Origin of the sequence: Cobetia sp. 2AS (assembly GCF_029846355.1) — a bacterium.
Classification (GTDB): Bacteria; Pseudomonadota; Gammaproteobacteria; order Pseudomonadales; family Halomonadaceae; genus Cobetia; species Cobetia amphilecti.
Window position 1 is genome coordinate 213,455 of the sequence record NZ_JARWKQ010000003.1, and the last position, 18,010, is coordinate 231,464.

The following is an 18,010-nucleotide window of genomic DNA, read 5'->3' on the forward strand; positions in this document are numbered from 1 at the left end:
ACCTCTCAGCGCCGCTGGACGATATCGCGGATCAGACGGCGTCCCGGATGCAGGTGCTCGGCCAGTTCGCGTTCCAGCGGCAGCGGTTCGCCACACAGTTGCGAGGCGATCAGTTCGGCGCACAGCGGGGCGGTGGTGAAGCCGCGTGAGCCGTGTGCGGTGGAGAGCCACAGGCCGGGCAGGTGGGCGCCGCTCGACTGTGGCACGCGCTTTTTCGCATCGAAGGCCATGGCGGCGTAATCCTCACGCCATTGCGCGGCGTCCGGTGCCGGGCCGGCCAGCGGGCTCTTGTCCGGGCTGGCGGCGCGCCAGGCGACACGTCCCTGCCAGTCATCGTCTTCCAGCCTGACGCCAAGCGCCTGCTCCCAGGCGGCGACGAAGGCGGGCAGGGCACTGCGCAGCTCCGCGACATTTGCGGCGTGGTCCGCCTCGCGGACCGCATCATCCTCATCGCGCGGGGCGAAGGTCGCGCCGAAGCTGAGTGTCACGCTGCCATCGGCGTGGCGCTGATAGGGCGAGACATAGCCACCGGCGCAGACCACGCTGTCGAGCGCGGGCAGGTGCGCGGCGTGTTCCGGCGCTACCGTGATCTCGCTGACCTGACCGCGAATCGGCTGCAGCGGCAGGTGCGCGAGTGGCTCGGGCAGGTGAGTCTGCTCCCCCAGCGCGACGATCAGTTGATCGACTTCCATGCTGGTGCCGTCGCTGGTCTGCAGCTGCCAGCGTGGCGCGCCGTTGCCAGTGGCCCCGCTTTCCTCGGCCTCCAGCGACTGAATGGCCTCGATGCGCGCCTGCAGGAAGCGGATGCCCGGGGTGGCGGCAAGATGCTGGCAGAGTGCGCTGGGGCGCACCCAGCCCGCGACCGGATAGAAGAGGCCGTCGAAGGCGATCTCGCTGCCGGCGATTCGACTGGCCTTGCTGGCGCTGACCGGCTTGAGCAGCGCCTCGGGCAGTGGGTGATTGTCGAGGAAGCGCTGCTGGCGCTTGCGCTCACGTTCACTGGTGGCCAGCTGCAGCACGCCGCTGGCGGACCACAGGGTCTGTTCGGGGTCGAGGCTTGCCAGCCAGCGCCGGCTGTACTGCAGCGCTGCCAGCTGGAAGCGACTGGCGGGATTGGTCTCGGCGGCCAGCTTGACGTAGAGCGCGCCCTGGCGATTGCCGGAGGCGCGCGCGCCGGGGGCTTCGGCATCGATCAGCGTGACCTGCACGCCGCGCCGTGCCAGCGCCTCGGCGCAGCTGGTGCCGGCGATACCAGCGCCGAGTACCGCGACATGCGTCTCGCGAGCGATCGGCGCGGGCTGCGGGGGCTGAGTCCAGGGCTGCTCACGACGCAGCGGGTGAAGGGCGCCACGCACCGCGTGCTCCCTCATGGGGGAATGGCCGGATGCGGGTGAGGCATCAAGTCCCATCAGTTTGGCGCGCGCGGCGGCGGTCGGCTCGTCCAGCTCGCCGCAGATCATCTCGCGTTTCATGCCGTGGCCGGGTACCTTGCGCCACGCGAAGCCTGCCGCGCGCAGGCCACGCCGCACGAAGCCCGCGGCGGTGAAGGTGGCGAAGGTCGCCGTGGGGCGCGAGACACCCGCCATGGCCGCGAACAGCTCGGGTGACCACATCTGCGGGTTCTTCGACGGCGAGAAGCCATCGAGGAACCAGGCATCCACGCCACCTTCCAGGCGCGACAGGCGCTCCACCGCATCGCCGAAGTGCAGGTCCAGGGTAATGCGCTCATCCAGCCACAGGCGGTGCACGCCGAGGACGGCAGCGGGCCATTGAGCGACCAGCGGTTTCGCCAGTGAGGCGAGATCCGGCCAGGCGGACAGTGCCCGCTCGAGGTCCGCGGCGCGCATCGGGTGCTTTTCCACCGAGACGACATGCAGGCGCGCCTCGGCGGGCGCCGTCGCCAGGAAGCGCTGGGCGGCGCACAGGATGTTGAGACCGGTGCCGAAGCCGGTCTCGCCGATCACGAAGGGGCGCGCTTCCCGCCAGTCACGGAAACGCTCGCTCAGACGATTGCTGTCGAGGAAGACGTGCACGGTCTCGGCGCGGCCATCGTGGATCGAGAAGTACACATCGCCGTAATCGGTGGCCTGTGGCGCGGTGTCGTCCCACTCGAGCTGCGCCTCCTCCAGTGCCGCCAGTGGCGCCAGTGGTACGTCCGGCACCACGCCGGGCGCCGTGACCGGCTCGATCGCGCTCGGTGGCGTCGTGGCAGGCTTGCGTGCCGCGGTGGCCGGGGCTTGCTGCGGCGAAGTCTGGCGGGCTGACGAGGCGGTCTGATCAGTCAGCTCCTGCTCAGAAGCTGACTGGCCGGGTGCGGGCTGGCGGGGGGAGGAGGGGCGATCGTTCACGGGCATTCCTGGCAGGAGGTCGAGCGGGAGAGCAGCACAGCGAGACAGCGGCAGAGCAAGGTCTGCAACGCAGACGACGGACAGCCAGGCTGTCCGTCGTCTGTGAGAAACCGCCGATCAGGTGATCGGCCGGGCGCCGGGCTAGGGCAGGGTCTGCTTGAAGGGCTTCACTTCGGCGCTTTCATAGACACCGGCGATGACGAAGGGGTCGGCATCGGCCCACTTCTGGGCGTCTTCGAGGGAATCGAACTCGGCGATGATGACGCTGCCGCTGAAGCCGGCTTCGCCCGGTGCTTCGCTGTCGATGGCCGGGTTGGGGCCGGCGATGACCAGACGACCGGCGGCGTGCAGCGCTTCCAGACGTGCCAGATGCGGCGGGCGCGCCGCCATGCGCGCTTCGAGGCTACCTTCGACGTCCTGACAGACAATGGAGTAGAGCATCACGAATCATCCTTTTGAGAATTGGTCGAGGAAGCGTTCTCTTCCTGAGGGACCTGCACCATGTGACGGGACAGGTAGACGCCCTGAACGATGACGAACAGCAGTGTCAGACCGAGCATGCCGAACAGCTTGAAATCGACCCAGATATCTTCCGAATAGTGACTGAAGACGTAGATGTTGAGGCCGCCCATGGCGAGGAAGAATACCACCCAGGCCAGATTGAGGCGGTGCCAGATGGGGCGTGGCAGCTGAATCGCCTTTTCCATCATGCGCTCCACCAGCGGCTTGCCGCCGAACAGCGGTGACAGCAGGAAGGCGACGGCAAACAGCCAGTTGACCACGGTGGGCTTCCACTGGATGAAGGAGCTGTTGCCGAACAGCACGGTCGCGCCACCCAGCACGACGACCAGCGCCAGGGTGACCAGCTGCATCTTCTCGACGCGCTTGTGGCGCCAGTAGATGTACAGCACCTGCGCGAGGGTCGCGGGAATCAACACGGCGGTAGCCATGATCATGTCGCCAGTCATCTTGTAGACGGCGAAGAAGATCACGATCGGCAGAAAGTCGAGCAACATCTTCATGGGTAATGCGCACTCCTGAACACGACGACGCAGCCGTCGGGAAGGCAAGGGCCTGTGCGAGTGGTATCCTGTCTGACACCAGCGGCGCGCCCCTGCCTGCATGTGCTCATTCTGCCGCCATTGCTGCCTGCTGACAAAGCCCCTGTGTGTCCGGGCGCGCAACGCAGCCAATACTGCCCGACGTCTGGCCCGCTGGATCGCCTGCATCTCAGGCATCGCGTGGCACAGACGTTCATCCCGAGAGGTTCCCCGTGTCCGACGTTCTGTCCGACTCTTCGCCGATTTCCGCATCCCGCAAGCCGATCGAGTTTCGCCCGCTGCCGGAGCGCTTCGATTCCGATATCGAGGTGCCGGACATCGACCTGCACATGCATTCCACCGCCTCCGATGGCGGCATGGCACCGACAGAGCTGGTGGCGCTGGCCGCGCGGCGCGGTCTGTCACGCATGTCTCTGACTGATCACGACAGCATGGAAGGCATCTTCGAGGCCCAGCAGGCCGCCCGCGCCGAGGGAATCTCGTTGCTGCCCGGCTGTGAGCTGTCGGTCCGCTGGCGCAACCAGACCATCCACATCGTGGCGTTGATGCCCGAGGGCGCCGGCGATGCGCTGAGTGCCGGTCTCAAGCAGCAGCACGAGGCGCGTGAACGCCGCAGCCACGAGATCGCCACGCGCATGGAAAAGCTCGGGCTCGTGAATGCCTTCGAGCGCGCCCGTGAGCAGGCCACGCTGAGTGGCTCAGGCGACCGCCCGCTGTCACGCCCGGATTTCGCCCGCGCGCTGGTCGAGGCCGGGATTGCACGCAACCTGCAGGACGCCTTCAAGCGACACCTGGGCGCAGGCCAGAAAGGCGACGTCAAGGCGCACTGGCCGGAGATGGAAGAGGCGGTGGGCTGGGTGCGTGCCGATGGCGGCATCGCCGTGATGGCGCACCCGATGCGCTACAAGCTGACGCGTACCAAGCGTGGCGAGCTGCTGCGTGACTTCATTGCCGCCGGTGGCGAAGGCGCGGAGCTGGTCAGCGGCTTCCAGAATATCGATCGCGCGCGTGACCTGGCGCGTCAGCTCGATGAGCTGGGCCTCTACGCCTCCGTCGGCAGTGACTTCCACTTCCCCGGCGGCCCGCTGGCGCCCGGCAGCATGAGTCCGCCGCCCCGCACCAAGGTGCCGCCCGTGTGGTGTCATCCGCGCATCGCGCCCTTTTTTGCGGCCGACGCTGCCTCCATGTGATATCAAGAGATCACCGTGACGCCAGCCCGCCTGCCGGGCTGGCGCCCAGACGCAAGGAGCACCGCATGGGACAGTTCTTCCAGATTCATCCCGAAAATCCCCAGAAACGCCTCATCGATCAGGCCGTCGCCATCATCCAGCAGGGTGGCGTGATTGCCTATCCGACCGACTCCGGCTACGCGCTGGGCTGTCATCTGGGCGAGAAGAAGGCCATCGAGCGCATCAAGCGCCTGCGTCAGCTGGACGACAAGCACAACTTTACCCTGGTGTGTTCTGACCTCTCGGAAATCGGCACCTACGCCAAGGTCGACAACGCCATCTTCCGCCTGCTCAAGAGTCACACGCCGGGCGCCTATACCTTCATTCTGCAGGCGACTTCCGAAGTGCCGCGCCTGCTGCTGCACCCCAAGCGTCGCTCCATCGGCGTGCGCGTGCCGGACCACGCCATCACCCACGCCCTGCTGGAAACCCATCGCGAACCGCTGATGAGCGTGACGCTGATTCCGCCGGGTGAGGAGCTGCCGATGACGGACGCCGAAGAGATTCGCGAACGCTTCGGACACGCGCTGGATCTGGTCATCGACGGCGGCGCCTGCAGCTTCGAGACCACCAGTGTGGTGGACCTGCGCGAGCTGCCGCCGGTGATCGTGCGCGAAGGGCGCGGCGATATCTCGAGCTTCACGGAGTGATCGCGACAGCGTAGCGCTTCACGGCGCTGACATCGCCTTGCCATACGAAGACGCCCCCGGACCTTGCGGTCGCGGGGGCGTTGTCATTTCTGAGGCGTTGTCATTTCCGAGGCGTTGTCGTGTGCTGAGTGATTCTCGGCTTCGTCAGCTGCGGTCGCGGTCGGGAGGCCCGCTCTCGGGAGGCCCGCTATCGGGAGGTTCTGGCTGATCGTCTGATGGCGTCTCTGCGTCAGCTTCAGATTCGGGCTCTGGCTCTGTATCAGGTTCAGGCTCAGATTCCGGCTCCGGTTCCGGCTCCGGTTCCGGCTCGCGCGGGTCGCGGGTGTCCTCGTCCAGCCAGGTGCCGCAGAACTTGCAGTACTTGGCGTTGCGATCATGGCCTTCACGACCACAGCCCGGGCAGGCTTCGTCGCTGGTCTGCTGCATGCGCAGGCCGTTGAGGACCTCGGCCGAGAACACCCCGGTGGGCACGGCGAGAATCGAGTAGCCGAGAATCATCATCAGCGCCGAGATGAACTGCCCCAGCGGCGTGATGGGCGCGATGTCGCCGTAGCCCACCGTCGTCAGCGTCACCACGCCCCAGTAGAGCGCCTTGGGGATGGAGGTGAAGCCGGCCTCGGGTGGCTCGATCAGATAGATCAGGGCGCCGAACACCGTGACGATGCTGAGCACGGTGATGAAGAACAGCAGGATCTTGCGCCGGCTGCGCGTCATGGCCTCGACCAGCATGCGGCCCTCGCCGACGAAGGCCATCAGGCGCAGCACGCGGAACAGGCGCAGCACACGCAGTACGCGTACCACCAGCAGGGCCTGGGCGCCCGGAATCAGCAGCGACAGCCAGGTGGGGGCGATCGACAGCAGATCGAGCACGCCGTAGAAGCCCTTGGCCCAGGTGCCGGGATGCTTCAGGCAGTAGAGGCGGACGGCATATTCCAGCGTGAAGATGATCGTGAAGCCCCACTCCATGATGCGGAACAGCTCGCCGTATTGCGCATTCAGCGAGGGCACGCTGTCGAGCATCACCACGGCGACACTGGCGAAGATCATCAGTATCAGGCCGATATCGAAGGCCTTGGCCGCCTTGGTGTCGGATTCGAAGATCCAGTGGAACAGCCGCGCGCGCAGGCGGCCCGTCGCGGGCTCGTAGTCGCTGGGTTGCGAGGGTGTCGCTGGGGGGCTTTGCGGCGTGCTGCCATATTCATTGGCAGGGCCCTGGCGTTCAGGCATGCAGGCTTCCTTGACGGGCGTGACGACGCCGGATGAATGTCAGGGCGTATCGGGGATGTCTCAGTGTGTGACCTTCAGTGACTGCCCGGCCGTTGTCCATCAGCCAGTGGTCTAGCGCCTGGCGGCTGGGCAGTCAGTGTCATGCTGAGGTTCAGCCGCGCAGCGTCGCGAGCAGTGACAGGCTGTGCTGGCCGAAGTCGCGAGTCGCCCAGTCCTGTGAGGCGTCGCCGTCGCTGCTTTCCAGCGCCTCGACCAGCGCCACCGCATGGATATGGCCGGGATGCTGGCTGGCGGCCAGCCGTGATGCGAGGGCCGACAGGGCGGCCAGCGCATGCGCGTGCCACTTGAGGTCGTCTTTCGCCTGACGGTCGGCGTGGGCATCGAGCGCATCGATGGCGGCGGACAGCAGCGCGCCCGGGTCTGCGGTATCCAGCGTCTTCTCATGCCATTCGCCATCCCGCAGCGCCGCGCCGCGCTTGGCCTTGCTGGCATCCGCCGGGCGCAGTGCCAGGCGGCTGGCCAGTGAATCCGCCAGCTGCCAGAGCACGCCTTCTCTCACCTCGGGGGCGAGTTCTTCGCCGCCGGTCAGCTCGAGCTCGATTTCCTGGATGGCCACTTCGCGACCACTGGCCTTCACCGCGCCCAGGTCCAGCGCCATCTCGACGCCGACGGTGACCTGCTCGTCGCTCACATTCTCGTCGCTGCGTGTCGCCTTGACGTCGATCTGCCAGGCATGACGCTCGAAATCGGTGCTGAAGCTGGGCGCGAGTGCACTCAGCAGCTGCTCGCGGGCGCCGTCTTCCAGCGCCTGCAAGGGCGGCAGGCCACGCAGGCCGTCGAGGTCGAGGCCGGTCTGGCCCTCGGGCAGTTCCCACTCCCATTCGCCGCGTGAATGCAGTCCGCCATGGCTCTCGCCGCTGGTCTTGAGCGTCTGACGCAGGGCGCCCGTGCTGTCGGCATCCTCACCGCTCTGGCGCAGACGCAGCGCCATGCGCGCGCGCTCCAGCGCATGCTCGGGGGTGTCGAAGTAGGTGTTGGCCAGCCAGCGCCGCCTGGGGGCGACCGTTGCCAGTTCTGCAATGCTCGCCAGTGTCTCCAGAATGGCATCGCGATCAATGACGGGTTGAGACAGTGCCAGTTTGAGTTCGATTTCCTGCGCCATGATGGGCACTCCCTGTACGGATGAAAGAAGACAGATGCTGACGGATGAGGATGACAGCGGCGCCATGACCGCAGAGCCTTCGGCAAGCGTGGTGCATGGTGATGAAGGCTCGTGTGTCTCATGCTCGCGCCTGGCCCGCGGCAAGGCAAGCGCGGGGAGGGCGGAAGGGCATGCGGGATATCGGCCTGTCGGCGGAATCACACTTATATGACAGCATGATGACATTGAAGTGACAGCAATTGCCTGTCGTCACGTCCTTGGTTATATTACGAACAGTGGATAAAGCCAGCGACCACGGGTCCTGCCGCTACATGACAATCTCTCCTCTGGAATCCTTCGTGTTCCCCCGAACTGCCGCTGTTGTTGCGTAAATGACAACAGCATGGCGGTATCATGACGTTACGATGAAAGTTATGTGATCGTCACAAAGGCTTTGCTACACTCCGCGCGTCAATCCTTAACGCCGACGGCCACTATGGTAACGACCAACCCTTTCTCTTCGATGTTCGGGCGCTCGCCTTTCAAGGCGCTGCACACCCACATCATCAAGACCGACGAGTGCGCCCAGCACTTGCTGACCTTCTTCGACGCCTGCGAGCAGGGTGATTGGGAGCAGGCAGCCAGCATTCGCAAGACCATCAGCGGGCTGGAGCGTGAAGCGGACGAGTTGAAGACGCAGCTGCGTCTCAACCTGCCCAACTCGCTGTTCCTGCCGGTCTCGCGCTCCGACCTTCTCGAGCTGATCCATGTCCAGGATTCCATCGCGAATGTCACCAAGGACATCGCCGGGATCATGCTGGGTCGTCATATGCAGATACCCACCGCACTGGTGCCCGCCATGCGTGAGTATCTCAAGACTGCGGTCGAATCGGTCTGCCAGGCGCGTCGTGCGTTGGGTGAACTGGAAGACCTCGTCGAGTCCGGTTTCGGGCGCAACATGAGCGAGCTGGTCGACAAGCTGATCAACGAGCTGCATGAGCTCGAGAAGCAGTCCGACGAACAGCAGATCGCCATCCGCCAGACCCTGTTCTCGCTGGAAGCCAGTCTCCCGCCCGTCGATGTGATCTTCCTCTACAAGATCATCGATTGGGTCGGCGATGTGGCTGACCAAGCGGAAAAGGTCGGTACCCGACTGCAGATCCTGATGGCGCGCTGAGCGCCATCAGGACGTCCTGCCATCTGTCCAAGAGTCTTCTATGTCCATCATTGCTCAATACGGCGATGTGCTCGTCATTCTTGCCTGTCTGTTCGGTTTCTTCATGGCATGGGGTGTGGGTGCGAATGACGTCGCCAATGCCATGGGAACCTCGGTAGGTTCCAAGGCGATCACCATCAAGCAGGCGATCATCATCGCCGTGATCTTCGAATTCCTCGGTGCCTGGCTTGCCGGTGGTGAGGTGACTGACACCATCCGCAAGGGCATCATCGACCCGTCACTGCTGATCGAGAATCCGCAGTTCCTGGTCTACGGCATGCTGGCCTCGCTGCTGGCCGCCGGTATCTGGCTGCTGATCGCTTCCATGAAGGGCTGGCCGGTCTCGACCACCCACTCCATCGTCGGCGCCATCGTCGGCTTCTCCGCTGCGGGTCTGGGCGTGGATGCCGTCGAATGGACCAAGGTCGGTCAGATCGCGGCCTCCTGGCTGGTCTCGCCGCTGCTGGCGGGCTCCATCGCCTTCGTGCTGTTCAAGTCCGTGCAGACGCTGATCTTCGACAACGAAGACCCGTTCGCGGCCGCCAAGCGCTACGTGCCGATGTACATGTTCCTGGTCGGCTTCATCATCTCGATGGTGACCATGGTCAAGGGCCTCAAGCATGTCGGCCTGCACCTGAGCTTCGAATCCAGCCTGCTGCTGGCCGTCGTCATCGGCGCCATCGTGATGGGTATCGGCGTGCTGATGGAGCGCAAGGTCGCGCGTTCACGCCTCAAGGAGAAGAATCGCGCCACCGGTGACGACTTCGACTTCAGCGGCGTCGAGAAGGTATTCGGCCTGCTGATGATGTTCACCGCCTGTGCGATGGCCTTCGCCCACGGCTCCAACGACGTGGCCAATGCGGTCGGTCCGCTGGCGGCCATCATCAGCGTCGTCGACTCTGCCGGTCAGATCGGCGCCAAGGCGAGCATGCCGTGGTGGGTCCTCGTGCTGGGTGGCGGCGGTATCGTCGTCGGCCTGGTCACCTATGGTCGTCGCGTCATCGCCACCGTCGGCACCGGCATCACCGAGCTGACGCCGTCACGCGGCTTCGCGGCCACGCTGGCCGCCGCCTCGACCGTCGTGCTGGCCTCCGGCACCGGCCTGCCGATCTCCACCACCCACACCCTCGTCGGTGCGGTGCTGGGGGTAGGTCTGGCACGCGGCATGGCAGCGCTCAACCTGCGTGTCATCGGCACCATCGTGATGTCCTGGCTGATCACTCTGCCGGCCGGCGCGATCCTGTCGATCCTGTTCTTCTTCATGTTCAAGGGCATGTTCGGCTAAGCCGCCGCATGATCCAGAGCTGAATTGGAAAAACGAGAAAGGCGACCTTCGGGTCGCCTTTCTCGTGTCTGACACATGGATGTCAGGGGCACCGCTCGCCGTGCAGGCTGCGGCGCTGATATGATGATTCACGGGCATGCCTGACATGCCATTTTCCCTCTCTCCTGCCCGGAGCTGGCTCTTGAACACGCGTTTCCCCTTCGCGGACTGGTTTCGCAACTCCTCTCCCTATATCAATGCCCATCGTGGCCGCACCTTCGTCATTCTGATCGAGGGCGATGCCCTGTCCTCATCACGACGAACGCAGTTGATACAGGATCTGGCGTTGCTGCATACCCTCGGCGTGAAGCTGGTGGTGGTGTTCGGGGTGCGCCCGCAGGTGGCCGAGGCGTTGCAGGCTGCCGGTATCGAGGCGGACCGTCATCAGGGCCGCTGGGTGGTGACGCGCGAGATTCTCGGCCATCTGGAGCAGCAGGTCGCCACGCTGCGTCTGCGCCTTGAGGCGAGTCTGTCCCAGGGGCTGCCCAATACGCCGCTGCATGGCGTGGAGCTCTCCGCCGTCTCCGGCAATCTGGTGATGGCCAAGCCGCTGGGGGTGCGTCATGGCGTCGACTTCCTGCATGGTGGCGAGGTGCGCCGCGTGCGCAGCGAGGCGATCCAGGGGCTGCTCTCGCAGCAGGCCATCGTCGTGCTGCCGCCGCTGGGCTATTCCAGCACCGGCGAGGTGTTCGATCTGGACGCTGCTGAGGTCGCCGAACACGCCGCCGTGGCGCTGGCCGCTGACAAGCTGATCCTGCTTGGCGAAGGGGAGGGCCTGTTCGGCGAAGACGGCGAGCTGCTGCGTCAGCTCAATCCGGAGGAAGCCGCGCTGATGGCGCCGCCCCGCGATGACGACAGCGAGCTGTCGCGCCATCTGGCCGCTGCCTGTGGCGCCGCACGGCGCGGCGTCGGGCGCACTCACCTGTTGAGCTGGCGCGACCGTGATGCCCTGCTGGGCGAGCTGTTCACCCGTGACGGCATCGGCACCATGATCACGCGTCAGGGCTATGAGCAGCTGCGCAAGGCGCGGCTCGAGGATGTCGGTGGCCTGCTGGCACTGCTGGGGCCGCTGGAGCAGCGTGGCATTCTGGTGGCCCGCTCGCGGGAGCGCCTCGAACACGAGATCGACGACTATGTGGTGCTGGAGCGCGATGGCATGGTCATCGGGTGTGCGGCGCTGCATCTCAGCCGTGACGCCGCCATGGGCGAGCTGGCCTGCGTGGCCGTGCATGATGACTATCGCCGCGGACAGCGCGGCGAGCAGCTGCTGGCCGAGATCGAGCTGCGCGCGCGTCGCGCCGGCGTCGAGCGTCTGTATGCGCTGACGACCCATACCGTCCACTGGTTCATCGAGCACGGTTTCGTGTCGGCCGGCCTGCAAGACCTGCCGCCCATGCGTCGCGAGGCCTACAACTCGGCGCGCAACTCCAAGGTATTGCTCAAGTCGCTCTAGTCACACCTCACTTGCCTGCCAGTGTGAATCGCTCAGAGAACACCCGCTGATGACCCCCTCGATGAGGGCTGATCAGCGGGTGTTCTTGCGTAGGTGTCGCAGTTTTCCCTCACCCCTTGCGGGATTGTCTTGCAAAGGAGACGTTTCAAAGCATTGATTCAAAAGGGAAAAATAGCATGTCCCATATATGTGTTGGCAAATCGCGACGAATCGGCCAGTAAAACACGACTCTGTGTGCCGCCCTGGGCAACATTGGCATGCCTGTCGTCGCGACCCTCATTTCAAGTCATTGTTTTGTAATATGTTTTCGCGTTTATGGCACGCCTTTGGCAATAGGTACCGTGAGCAAGAGATATGAGGTGCATCACCGGCCCTTTCTCTGGCCTTCCAGCGATGACGGTACTCACTACCCTGTGCGCTCCGTGATCGCTGACAGGCCAAGCGTCTGCTCCACGCGATGTGTGACTTCAGGTTGCGATGAGACAGGTACGGCCCCTGGTGGGCATGGACAGTATCTTGAGGGCAAGGACGCCCGGGCAAGGATGCCCGAAACCGATGCGGTAGCCGGAGAGATTGGCTGCCGTCATCCCCGAATTGACGATCGAGGCGGGCAAGTCGGCAAGCCATCCGACTCGATCATCCACATTGCGATGTGTTGCCCCCTGCTTCACATCCGATAGGGAGCGCGGACGCTGTCCGGCGTGAACGTCAACTGACCTGGAACGACCACCAGGTGACGTTCTTTTCTCCCGGGACTGACAGGCAGACCACCTGTCAGACCCGCCAATCACGTGGTGCCTCTGGTCTCCAGGTACCAGAGGCACCACGTGATGACTGACCCTTCAGTTCCCTGCGTACTTGGGGCCGGCTATGCCGGCCCTCTTTTTTTGTGCGTCTAGCGCTGAATGGCCAACAATTTCATGCGAAACGTTGCCAATGGGGCGGTTTGTCTCGTGGCGGCGTAATGATTTGAATAAGAGTCATATTTATTAACGAACTGGCAACCGCGATGGACGCTGGTGAACTCTGGTATTCTAGGAAGACGTGATTCGATGATGACCACCCCTTTCTTGCATAGAGTTCTTTCCATGGCCTCCACAGTGTCACGACGCTGGCGTCCCCGCTCGCTGCCGCAGCTGGTTCTGATGGCATTTCTGGTGGTGATGCTGCCGATTGCCGTGCTCATGTTTCAAGCAGGGCAGGCGCTGTCGGAGTTGTCGGAACTGGCGGATGTCAGTGCCCGCCAGGCCGTCGACCAGACCCGCCGCGCCCGCACGCTGACCAATCTCGCCGTCGAGATGGAGCGTAGCGCCCGCCAGTACGCCGTGCTGGAAAATCCTGATCTGATGAAGATCTACGCCGACAAGGCCAACAGCTTCCGCACCTTGCTGGATGAGCAGGCGCGCCTGTTGGGCGAGGGGGACCCCCGCGTCAGCGAGTTGAAGGCGACGCTGTCACAGCTCGAGCGCATGCCCGAGATGAGCGTCGACCAGGTCAGTCGCCATCTGGAAGACTTCGGGCCCTTCTCGATCCAGGCCAGCGGCCTGCTCAACTCCACGCGTGAACTCGTCGATGCGCGTATCGAAGGCATCCGCGCCCGCGCCTCCCAGGTCAAGAATCAGCTGTGGTGGCAGACCGCCGCGCTGGTCTCCATCAGTCTGCTGTTGATGCTGTTCTTCACCTGGCTGATCATCCGTCCCATCCGGCAGCTGGAGCGCCGCATCAATGGCCTGGGCAGCGGCACCGACAGCGAGCGACCCATCGTCATCAAGGGGCCGGCGGAGCTGGTGCAGCTGGGCGAGCGTCTCAACTGGCTGTCGACGCGCCTGGATGAGCTCGAGGAGCAGAAGCAGCAGTTCCTGCGTCACATGTCGCATGAGCTCAAGACCCCGCTGGCCAGCATTCGTGAAGGCACCGGCCTGCTGATCGACGAGGTCGCCGGGCCGTTGAGCCCGCACCAGACCGAGATTCTTGGCCTGCTGGATGACTCCAGCAAGGAATTGCAGAAGCTGATCGAGCAACTCCTCGACTACAATCTGCTGCAGCACAATCAGGGCCTCGAACAGAGCCGCTTCGATGTGCATGAAGTGTTCAAGGAAGTGCTGGCGAAACATCGTCTGGCACTGGAAAAGAAGGGCATGCGCGTGCATCTTCCGCCAGCCAGCCTCAGTTGGGAGGCGGACAGGCCGCGTACCGGGCGTATTCTCGACAACCTGATCTCCAATGCCATCGCCTATGGCGAAGACAGCGGTGACCTGTGGTTGAGAGCCCGCAAGGAGCGTCGCAAGCTGATCATCGAAGTCGCCAACAGCGGGGAACCCATCGCCGCCCAGGACCGTGACCACCTGTTCAAGCCCTTCTATCAGGGCGCGGTGAAGCGCAAGGGCCCGCTCAAGGGCTCGGGCATCGGTCTCTCGGTCGCTGCTGACAGCGCCCGCGCCCAATTTGGTCAATTGGCGCTGGTGGATGACCCCAAGGCGGATGTCTGCTTCCGGCTGACATTGCCGACACCGAGTCGCTCGCTGACGTCAGGGGAAGGCAGCGAGCATGAACCGCAGGCAGACAGGGATGCCGCCGGAGCGGATCAGCAGTCCACACCACATGAAATGGCGTCATTGAACGCCATCAAGCACGCAAGGAACTGAAGTGATGAAGGGTCAACGACTACTGATGCGCCTGGCTGCAGGCGTGTTGCTCAGTACGCTTAGCGCCTGTGGCGCCCTGACCAATATCACCATGCCGGGCAGCGAGCCGGAAGTGGTCAGCCCGAGTGTGCGGGAGAGCTGCTACGGCGCCGGCGACCTGCCGGACTTCACCGGCGAGGACTGCCTGCTGGATGAGTGGGTCGCCTTCGCGCTGCAGGCCCAGCGTGGCAACAGCGGCTGGCGTGAAAGCACCCTGTTGCAGCTGGAAGGCAACCGCCACGACCGTCGCCTCGCGCGTGCCATCGTGCTCAGCTGGGGCGATGAATCGGACTGGGAGCTGGCCTCCGACCTCTACAAGGCGGACCTGCCCACCGCCCCGAGCCGCCTGCAGCCGCTGCTTCGTCAGTGGCTCAATGGCCTCGAGGAGCGTCGCGGTCTGATCGCCGAGCGTGACAAGAATGACGGTGCCCGTCGCAAGCTCAGCGCCGAGAACGCCCAGCTGACCAAGAAGCTGGAAGCCTTGACGGCCATCGAAGAATCGATCAATTCGCGCCGCCAGAGCACGCCCTGAACCCTCAGCGGCAGACTCTGGCCACGACCCTGTCACTCAATCCCCGCGATTGCATGACGCAAGACTGTGCGGCCCCGACGTCGATGTCCCAGGCCCTCGGGTGTCGCAAGGAGAGTTAGTGTGAAATACGCACAAGCGCATATTCTGCTCGTCGATGATGATGCGAGCCTGCTCAAGCTGCTCGGCATGCGTCTCGAAAGCCGTGGCTTCAAGGTCACGACGGCCAGCAGTGGCCGCGAGGCGCTCAGCCGTCTCGAAGCCGCACGTCCAGACCTGGTCCTGTCCGACCTGCGCATGGATGAAATGGATGGCATGGCCCTGTTCGGTGAGCTGCAGAAGCGTCAGCCGGGCATGCCGGTCATCCTGCTGACCGCACACGGCTCCATCCCTGATGCCGTCAGTGCCACCCGTCAGGGCGTGTTCAGCTTCCTGACCAAGCCGGTCGACAAGGACGAGCTGTTCGCCGCCATCGATGAGGCGCTGGCTCAGGCGCCGCCCGTAAAGGAGGGTGACGATGCCTGGCGCGCTGGCATCATCACTCGCTCCCCGCAGATGGAGCAGATTCTCGAGCAGGCGCGCATGGTGGCGGCATCCGATGTCAGCGTGCTGGTCACCGGCCCGTCCGGTTCGGGCAAGGAGCTGATGGCCAAGGCCATCCACAACGCCAGCCCGCGCGCCTCGCGTCCCTTCGTCGCCATCAACTGTGGCGCGCTGCCGGAGCAGCTGCTGGAAAGCGAGCTGTTCGGTCACGCCAAGGGCTCGTTCACCGGCGCGGTCAGTGCCCACCAGGGCCTGTTCCAGGCCGCGGACGGCGGCACCCTGTTCCTCGACGAGATCGGCGACATGCCGCTGGCGCTGCAGGTCAAGCTGCTGCGTGCCCTGCAGGAGCGTCAGATCCGGCCGCTGGGTTCCACCACCTCGGTGCCCATCGACGTGCGCATCATCTCCGCCACGCACCGCAATCTCGACAAGGCGATGCATGACGGCGACTTCCGCGAAGACCTCTACTACCGCCTCAACGTGGTCAATCTGAAGCTGCCCGCCCTGCGCGAGCGTGCCGAGGATGTGCCGCTGCTGGCCAAGTATCTGATCAGTCAGGCCGCCGCGCGCCACAAGCCGTTCGTGAAGGGCTTCTCGCCGGAAGCGCTCAACCTGCTGGCCTCCAGTGCCTGGCCGGGCAACGTGCGTCAGCTGGTCAACGTGGTCGAGCAGTGTGTCGCCCTGACCAGCTCCTCGATGATTCCGGAAGCGCTGGTCTCCCAGGCGCTGGCCGCGGAAGAGAACGCCTTGCCGTCCTTCTCCGAGGCGCGTGCCGGCTTCGAGCGCAGCTACCTGATCAAGGTGCTGAAGATCACCGAAGGCAACGTGACCCAGGCGGCACGTATCGCCGGGCGTAACCGCACCGACTTCTACAAGCTGCTGGGACGTCATGATCTGGAGCCGGGCGTGTTCAAGCCGGGCGCTGAGCAGGGTCCGCCTGACTTCTAGGGTTATCGCGTCCGAGGCCACGCGAAAGGCATGAGGTCAAAAGCGGCCCGGCGCCACGCGAAAGACCAGGGTCAAGACCTGCGTAACAGTTCACGAGTGTCAGTGTGAGTTATGCGCAAGGTGAGTGGTCAAAAGCGGCTCGGTGTGGCGGACGTGAAGCGCCCATGAAAAAGCCCCGTTACCGGTTCAGGTAGCGGGGCTTTTTCGGTTTGGTAGCGCGACAGTGCCGATCAGAGGATCAGGGGCGCGGCTTGTAGCGACGTTTGACCTCGACGGCGAGGCGGCCTTCGCCGAGGCGGATCGAGAGCATCTCGCCGGGCTGGGTCTGGTGGGCGGCGCGAATCACCTTGCTGTCGCCGGGTGACTGCGTCTGGCTGCTGCCGACGCGTTCGACGATGGCGTAGCCACGGTTGAGCACATTGAGCGGGCTGACCGCATTCAGCGCGCGCATCGCGCCTTCCAGGCGCTCACGATCAGCGGCCAGGCGACGTGGCAGGGCGTTGTTGAGGCGCGGGGTCAACATCGCCAGTTGCTGACGATGGCGCTGGATGTCGCGCGCGGGGCTGGCCTGCTGCAGGCGGCGAGTCAGCTGATCGGCCTTCTGCTGCTCACTGGTCATGCGCATGCGCACTGCGGTGTGCAGGCGGCGTTCCAGCTCGCGGGCACGCTGGCGCTGGGTTTCCAGCTCACGGGCCGGATGTCGAAGGCGCGAGCGGGCATGATCCAGCCGCTGCGCCGCCTGATCGAGGCGGGCCCGCTGCGCGCGCCACAGGCGCTGCTTGAGGGCGGTAAGTTGCTGCACCTGGGCGCGTTGGTCCGGGTACAGCGCCTCGGCTGCGGCGGAGGGCGTCGGCGCGCGCAGGTCGGCGGCCAGTTCCGCCAGGGTGGTGTCGGTCTCGTGGCCGATGGCGGCGACGACAGGCAGGCGCGAGTGGAAGATGGCTCGCGCCAGATGCTGGTCATTGAAGGCCCACAGGTCTTCCAGGCTGCCGCCACCGCGCGTGATCAGCAGCGCATCACAGTCGCTGTCGCGATTGGCCATCGCCACTGCGCGAATCAGCTGCGGCACCGCCTGCGGGCCCTGTACGGCGACCGGCAGCACGCTCAGATGCGCCTGCGGCCAGCGCTTGCGCGTCACCGCGATCACGTCCTGCAGCGCCGCACCGGTCGCGGAAGTGATCACGCCCAGATGGCGCGGCGGATGGGGCAGGGCGCGCTGATTGGCGAACACGCCCTCGGCCGCCAGTTGCTCTCTCAGGCGTGCCAGTCGCGCCAGCCACTCCCCCAGCCCCGCCTGCTGCAACGCCTCGACGATCAGCTGATAGTCGCCACGCGCCTCGAACAGCGACACCTTGGCGCGCACCCGCACCCGGTCACCGTCCCTGGGCTTCTCGCGCAGAAACTGGGCGCGGCTCTTGAACAACGCACAGCGTACCTGGGCGTTGTCATCCTTGAGCGTGAAGTAGCAGTGGCCGGAGCGCGGCTGCGAAAAGCCCGAGATTTCCCCCTCGATCCAGAGCTCTCCCAGGCCTCGCTCCAGCAGGCCCTTGGCCTCGCGGTTGAGCTGGGTCACGCTGATGGCGTTGGCGGCAGACGAGGTTTCGAACACGCGACATTCCTTGTGCTGGAGCTGACGGAAGCTTGAGTGAGGGCGACT

14 protein-coding genes are annotated in these 18,010 nt (G+C 64.8%); 8 read left to right on the forward strand and 6 right to left on the reverse strand.

The genetic code is table 11. The features are described 5' to 3' along the window. Positions 1–5: 5 nt before the first annotated feature. The 3 genes from mnmC to QD356_RS10845 form a co-directional block, all read right to left on the reverse strand. Positions 6–2,348 (reverse strand): bifunctional tRNA (5-methylaminomethyl-2-thiouridine)(34)-methyltransferase MnmD/FAD-dependent 5-carboxymethylaminomethyl-2-thiouridine(34) oxidoreductase MnmC, encoded by a 2,343-nt coding sequence (gene mnmC, locus QD356_RS10835; RefSeq protein WP_318833288.1) that lies wholly within the window; start codon positions 2,346–2,348, stop codon positions 6–8. Between the two features lie 141 nt (positions 2,349–2,489). Beyond that, entirely contained in the window at positions 2,490–2,789 is a 300-nt protein-coding gene (locus QD356_RS10840) for a YciI family protein (RefSeq protein ID WP_043333710.1), read from the reverse strand. Then, positions 2,789–3,370, reverse strand: coding sequence for a septation protein A (locus QD356_RS10845; protein ID WP_192838615.1), 582 nt, complete (start codon positions 3,368–3,370; stop codon positions 2,789–2,791). The genes QD356_RS10840 and QD356_RS10845 overlap by 1 nt, the downstream gene beginning before the upstream one ends. A 368-nt stretch (positions 3,371–3,738) precedes the next feature. Here QD356_RS10845 and QD356_RS10850 point away from each other — a divergent pair, with 368 nt between their 5' ends. Together QD356_RS10850 and QD356_RS10855 are read left to right on the forward strand one after the other, a co-directional pair. Next, positions 3,739–4,599 (forward strand): PHP domain-containing protein, encoded by an 861-nt coding sequence (locus QD356_RS10850; RefSeq protein ID WP_192838726.1) that lies wholly within the window; start codon positions 3,739–3,741, stop codon positions 4,597–4,599. A gap of 65 nt (positions 4,600–4,664) precedes the next feature. Beyond that, complete coding sequence (locus QD356_RS10855; RefSeq protein WP_054555307.1) at positions 4,665–5,288, forward strand: L-threonylcarbamoyladenylate synthase; 624 nt, start codon at positions 4,665–4,667, stop codon at positions 5,286–5,288. 144 nt (positions 5,289–5,432) lie between these two features. Here the strand turns inward: QD356_RS10855 and QD356_RS10860 are convergent, their stop codons facing one another. Next, positions 5,433–6,515: an ion transporter gene (locus QD356_RS10860; protein WP_192838614.1), complete on the reverse strand. Its 1,083-nt coding sequence runs from the start codon at positions 6,513–6,515 to the stop codon at positions 5,433–5,435. A 151-nt stretch (positions 6,516–6,666) separates the two neighbouring features. Then, positions 6,667–7,677 carry a CYTH domain-containing protein gene (locus QD356_RS10865; RefSeq protein WP_192838613.1) on the reverse strand — a complete coding sequence of 337 codons (1,011 nt, stop codon included), beginning with the start codon at positions 7,675–7,677 and terminating at the stop codon, positions 6,667–6,669. Positions 7,678–8,152: 475 nt separating this feature from the next. Between QD356_RS10865 and QD356_RS10870 the strand changes: the two genes are divergently transcribed. The 6 genes from QD356_RS10870 (at position 8,153) to glrR (ending at position 16,353) form a co-directional block, all read left to right on the forward strand. Then, entirely contained in the window at positions 8,153–8,833 is a 681-nt protein-coding gene (locus QD356_RS10870) for a TIGR00153 family protein (RefSeq protein WP_043333713.1), read from the forward strand. 40 nt (positions 8,834–8,873) lie between these two features. Next, a complete protein-coding gene (locus QD356_RS10875) occupies positions 8,874–10,157 on the forward strand; it encodes an inorganic phosphate transporter (protein ID WP_043333714.1) in 1,284 nt (427 codons plus the stop codon). Between the two features lie 181 nt (positions 10,158–10,338). Continuing rightward, on the forward strand, positions 10,339–11,649 hold the full coding sequence (argA, locus tag QD356_RS10880) for an amino-acid N-acetyltransferase (RefSeq protein WP_043333715.1): 1,311 nt from the start codon (positions 10,339–10,341) through the stop codon (positions 11,647–11,649). Positions 11,650–12,737: 1,088 nt separating this feature from the next. Beyond that, positions 12,738–14,294, forward strand: a complete 1,557-nt coding sequence (locus tag QD356_RS10885; RefSeq protein WP_054555310.1) for a HAMP domain-containing sensor histidine kinase — start codon at positions 12,738–12,740, stop codon at positions 14,292–14,294. Between the two features lie 4 nt (positions 14,295–14,298). Then, positions 14,299–14,865, forward strand: coding sequence for a hypothetical protein (locus tag QD356_RS10890; protein ID WP_052384557.1), 567 nt, complete (start codon positions 14,299–14,301; stop codon positions 14,863–14,865). Positions 14,866–14,985: 120 nt separating this feature from the next. Then, positions 14,986–16,353: a two-component system response regulator GlrR gene (gene glrR, locus QD356_RS10895; RefSeq protein ID WP_054555312.1), complete on the forward strand. Its 1,368-nt coding sequence runs from the start codon at positions 14,986–14,988 to the stop codon at positions 16,351–16,353. Positions 16,354–16,591: 238 nt separating this feature from the next. Here glrR and xseA read toward each other — a convergent pair whose 3' ends face one another. Continuing rightward, positions 16,592–17,962, reverse strand: a complete 1,371-nt coding sequence (xseA, locus tag QD356_RS10900; RefSeq protein ID WP_192838612.1) for an exodeoxyribonuclease VII large subunit — start codon at positions 17,960–17,962, stop codon at positions 16,592–16,594. Between the last annotated feature and the right edge of the window lie 48 nt (positions 17,963–18,010).

What these genes read in the sequence shown, in the direction of transcription:
- QD356_RS10845 (WP_192838615.1), bottom strand. Translation starts at nt 3,370, where the DNA reads ATGAAGATGTTGCTCGACTTTCTGCCGATCGTGATCTTCTTCGCCGTC.
- QD356_RS10865 (WP_192838613.1), bottom strand. Translation starts at nt 7,677, where the DNA reads ATGGCGCAGGAAATCGAACTCAAACTGGCACTGTCTCAACCCGTCATT.
- QD356_RS10860 (WP_192838614.1), bottom strand. Translation starts at nt 6,515, where the DNA reads ATGCCTGAACGCCAGGGCCCTGCCAATGAATATGGCAGCACGCCGCAA.
- QD356_RS10850 (WP_192838726.1), top strand. Translation starts at nt 3,739, where the DNA reads ATGCATTCCACCGCCTCCGATGGCGGCATGGCACCGACAGAGCTGGTG.
- QD356_RS10870 (WP_043333713.1), top strand. Translation starts at nt 8,153, where the DNA reads ATGGTAACGACCAACCCTTTCTCTTCGATGTTCGGGCGCTCGCCTTTC.
- QD356_RS10885 (WP_054555310.1), top strand. Translation starts at nt 12,738, where the DNA reads ATGGCCTCCACAGTGTCACGACGCTGGCGTCCCCGCTCGCTGCCGCAG.
- QD356_RS10890 (WP_052384557.1), top strand. Translation starts at nt 14,299, where the DNA reads ATGAAGGGTCAACGACTACTGATGCGCCTGGCTGCAGGCGTGTTGCTC.
- QD356_RS10855 (WP_054555307.1), top strand. Translation starts at nt 4,665, where the DNA reads ATGGGACAGTTCTTCCAGATTCATCCCGAAAATCCCCAGAAACGCCTC.
- QD356_RS10840 (WP_043333710.1), bottom strand. Translation starts at nt 2,789, where the DNA reads ATGCTCTACTCCATTGTCTGTCAGGACGTCGAAGGTAGCCTCGAAGCG.
- QD356_RS10875 (WP_043333714.1), top strand. Translation starts at nt 8,874, where the DNA reads ATGTCCATCATTGCTCAATACGGCGATGTGCTCGTCATTCTTGCCTGT.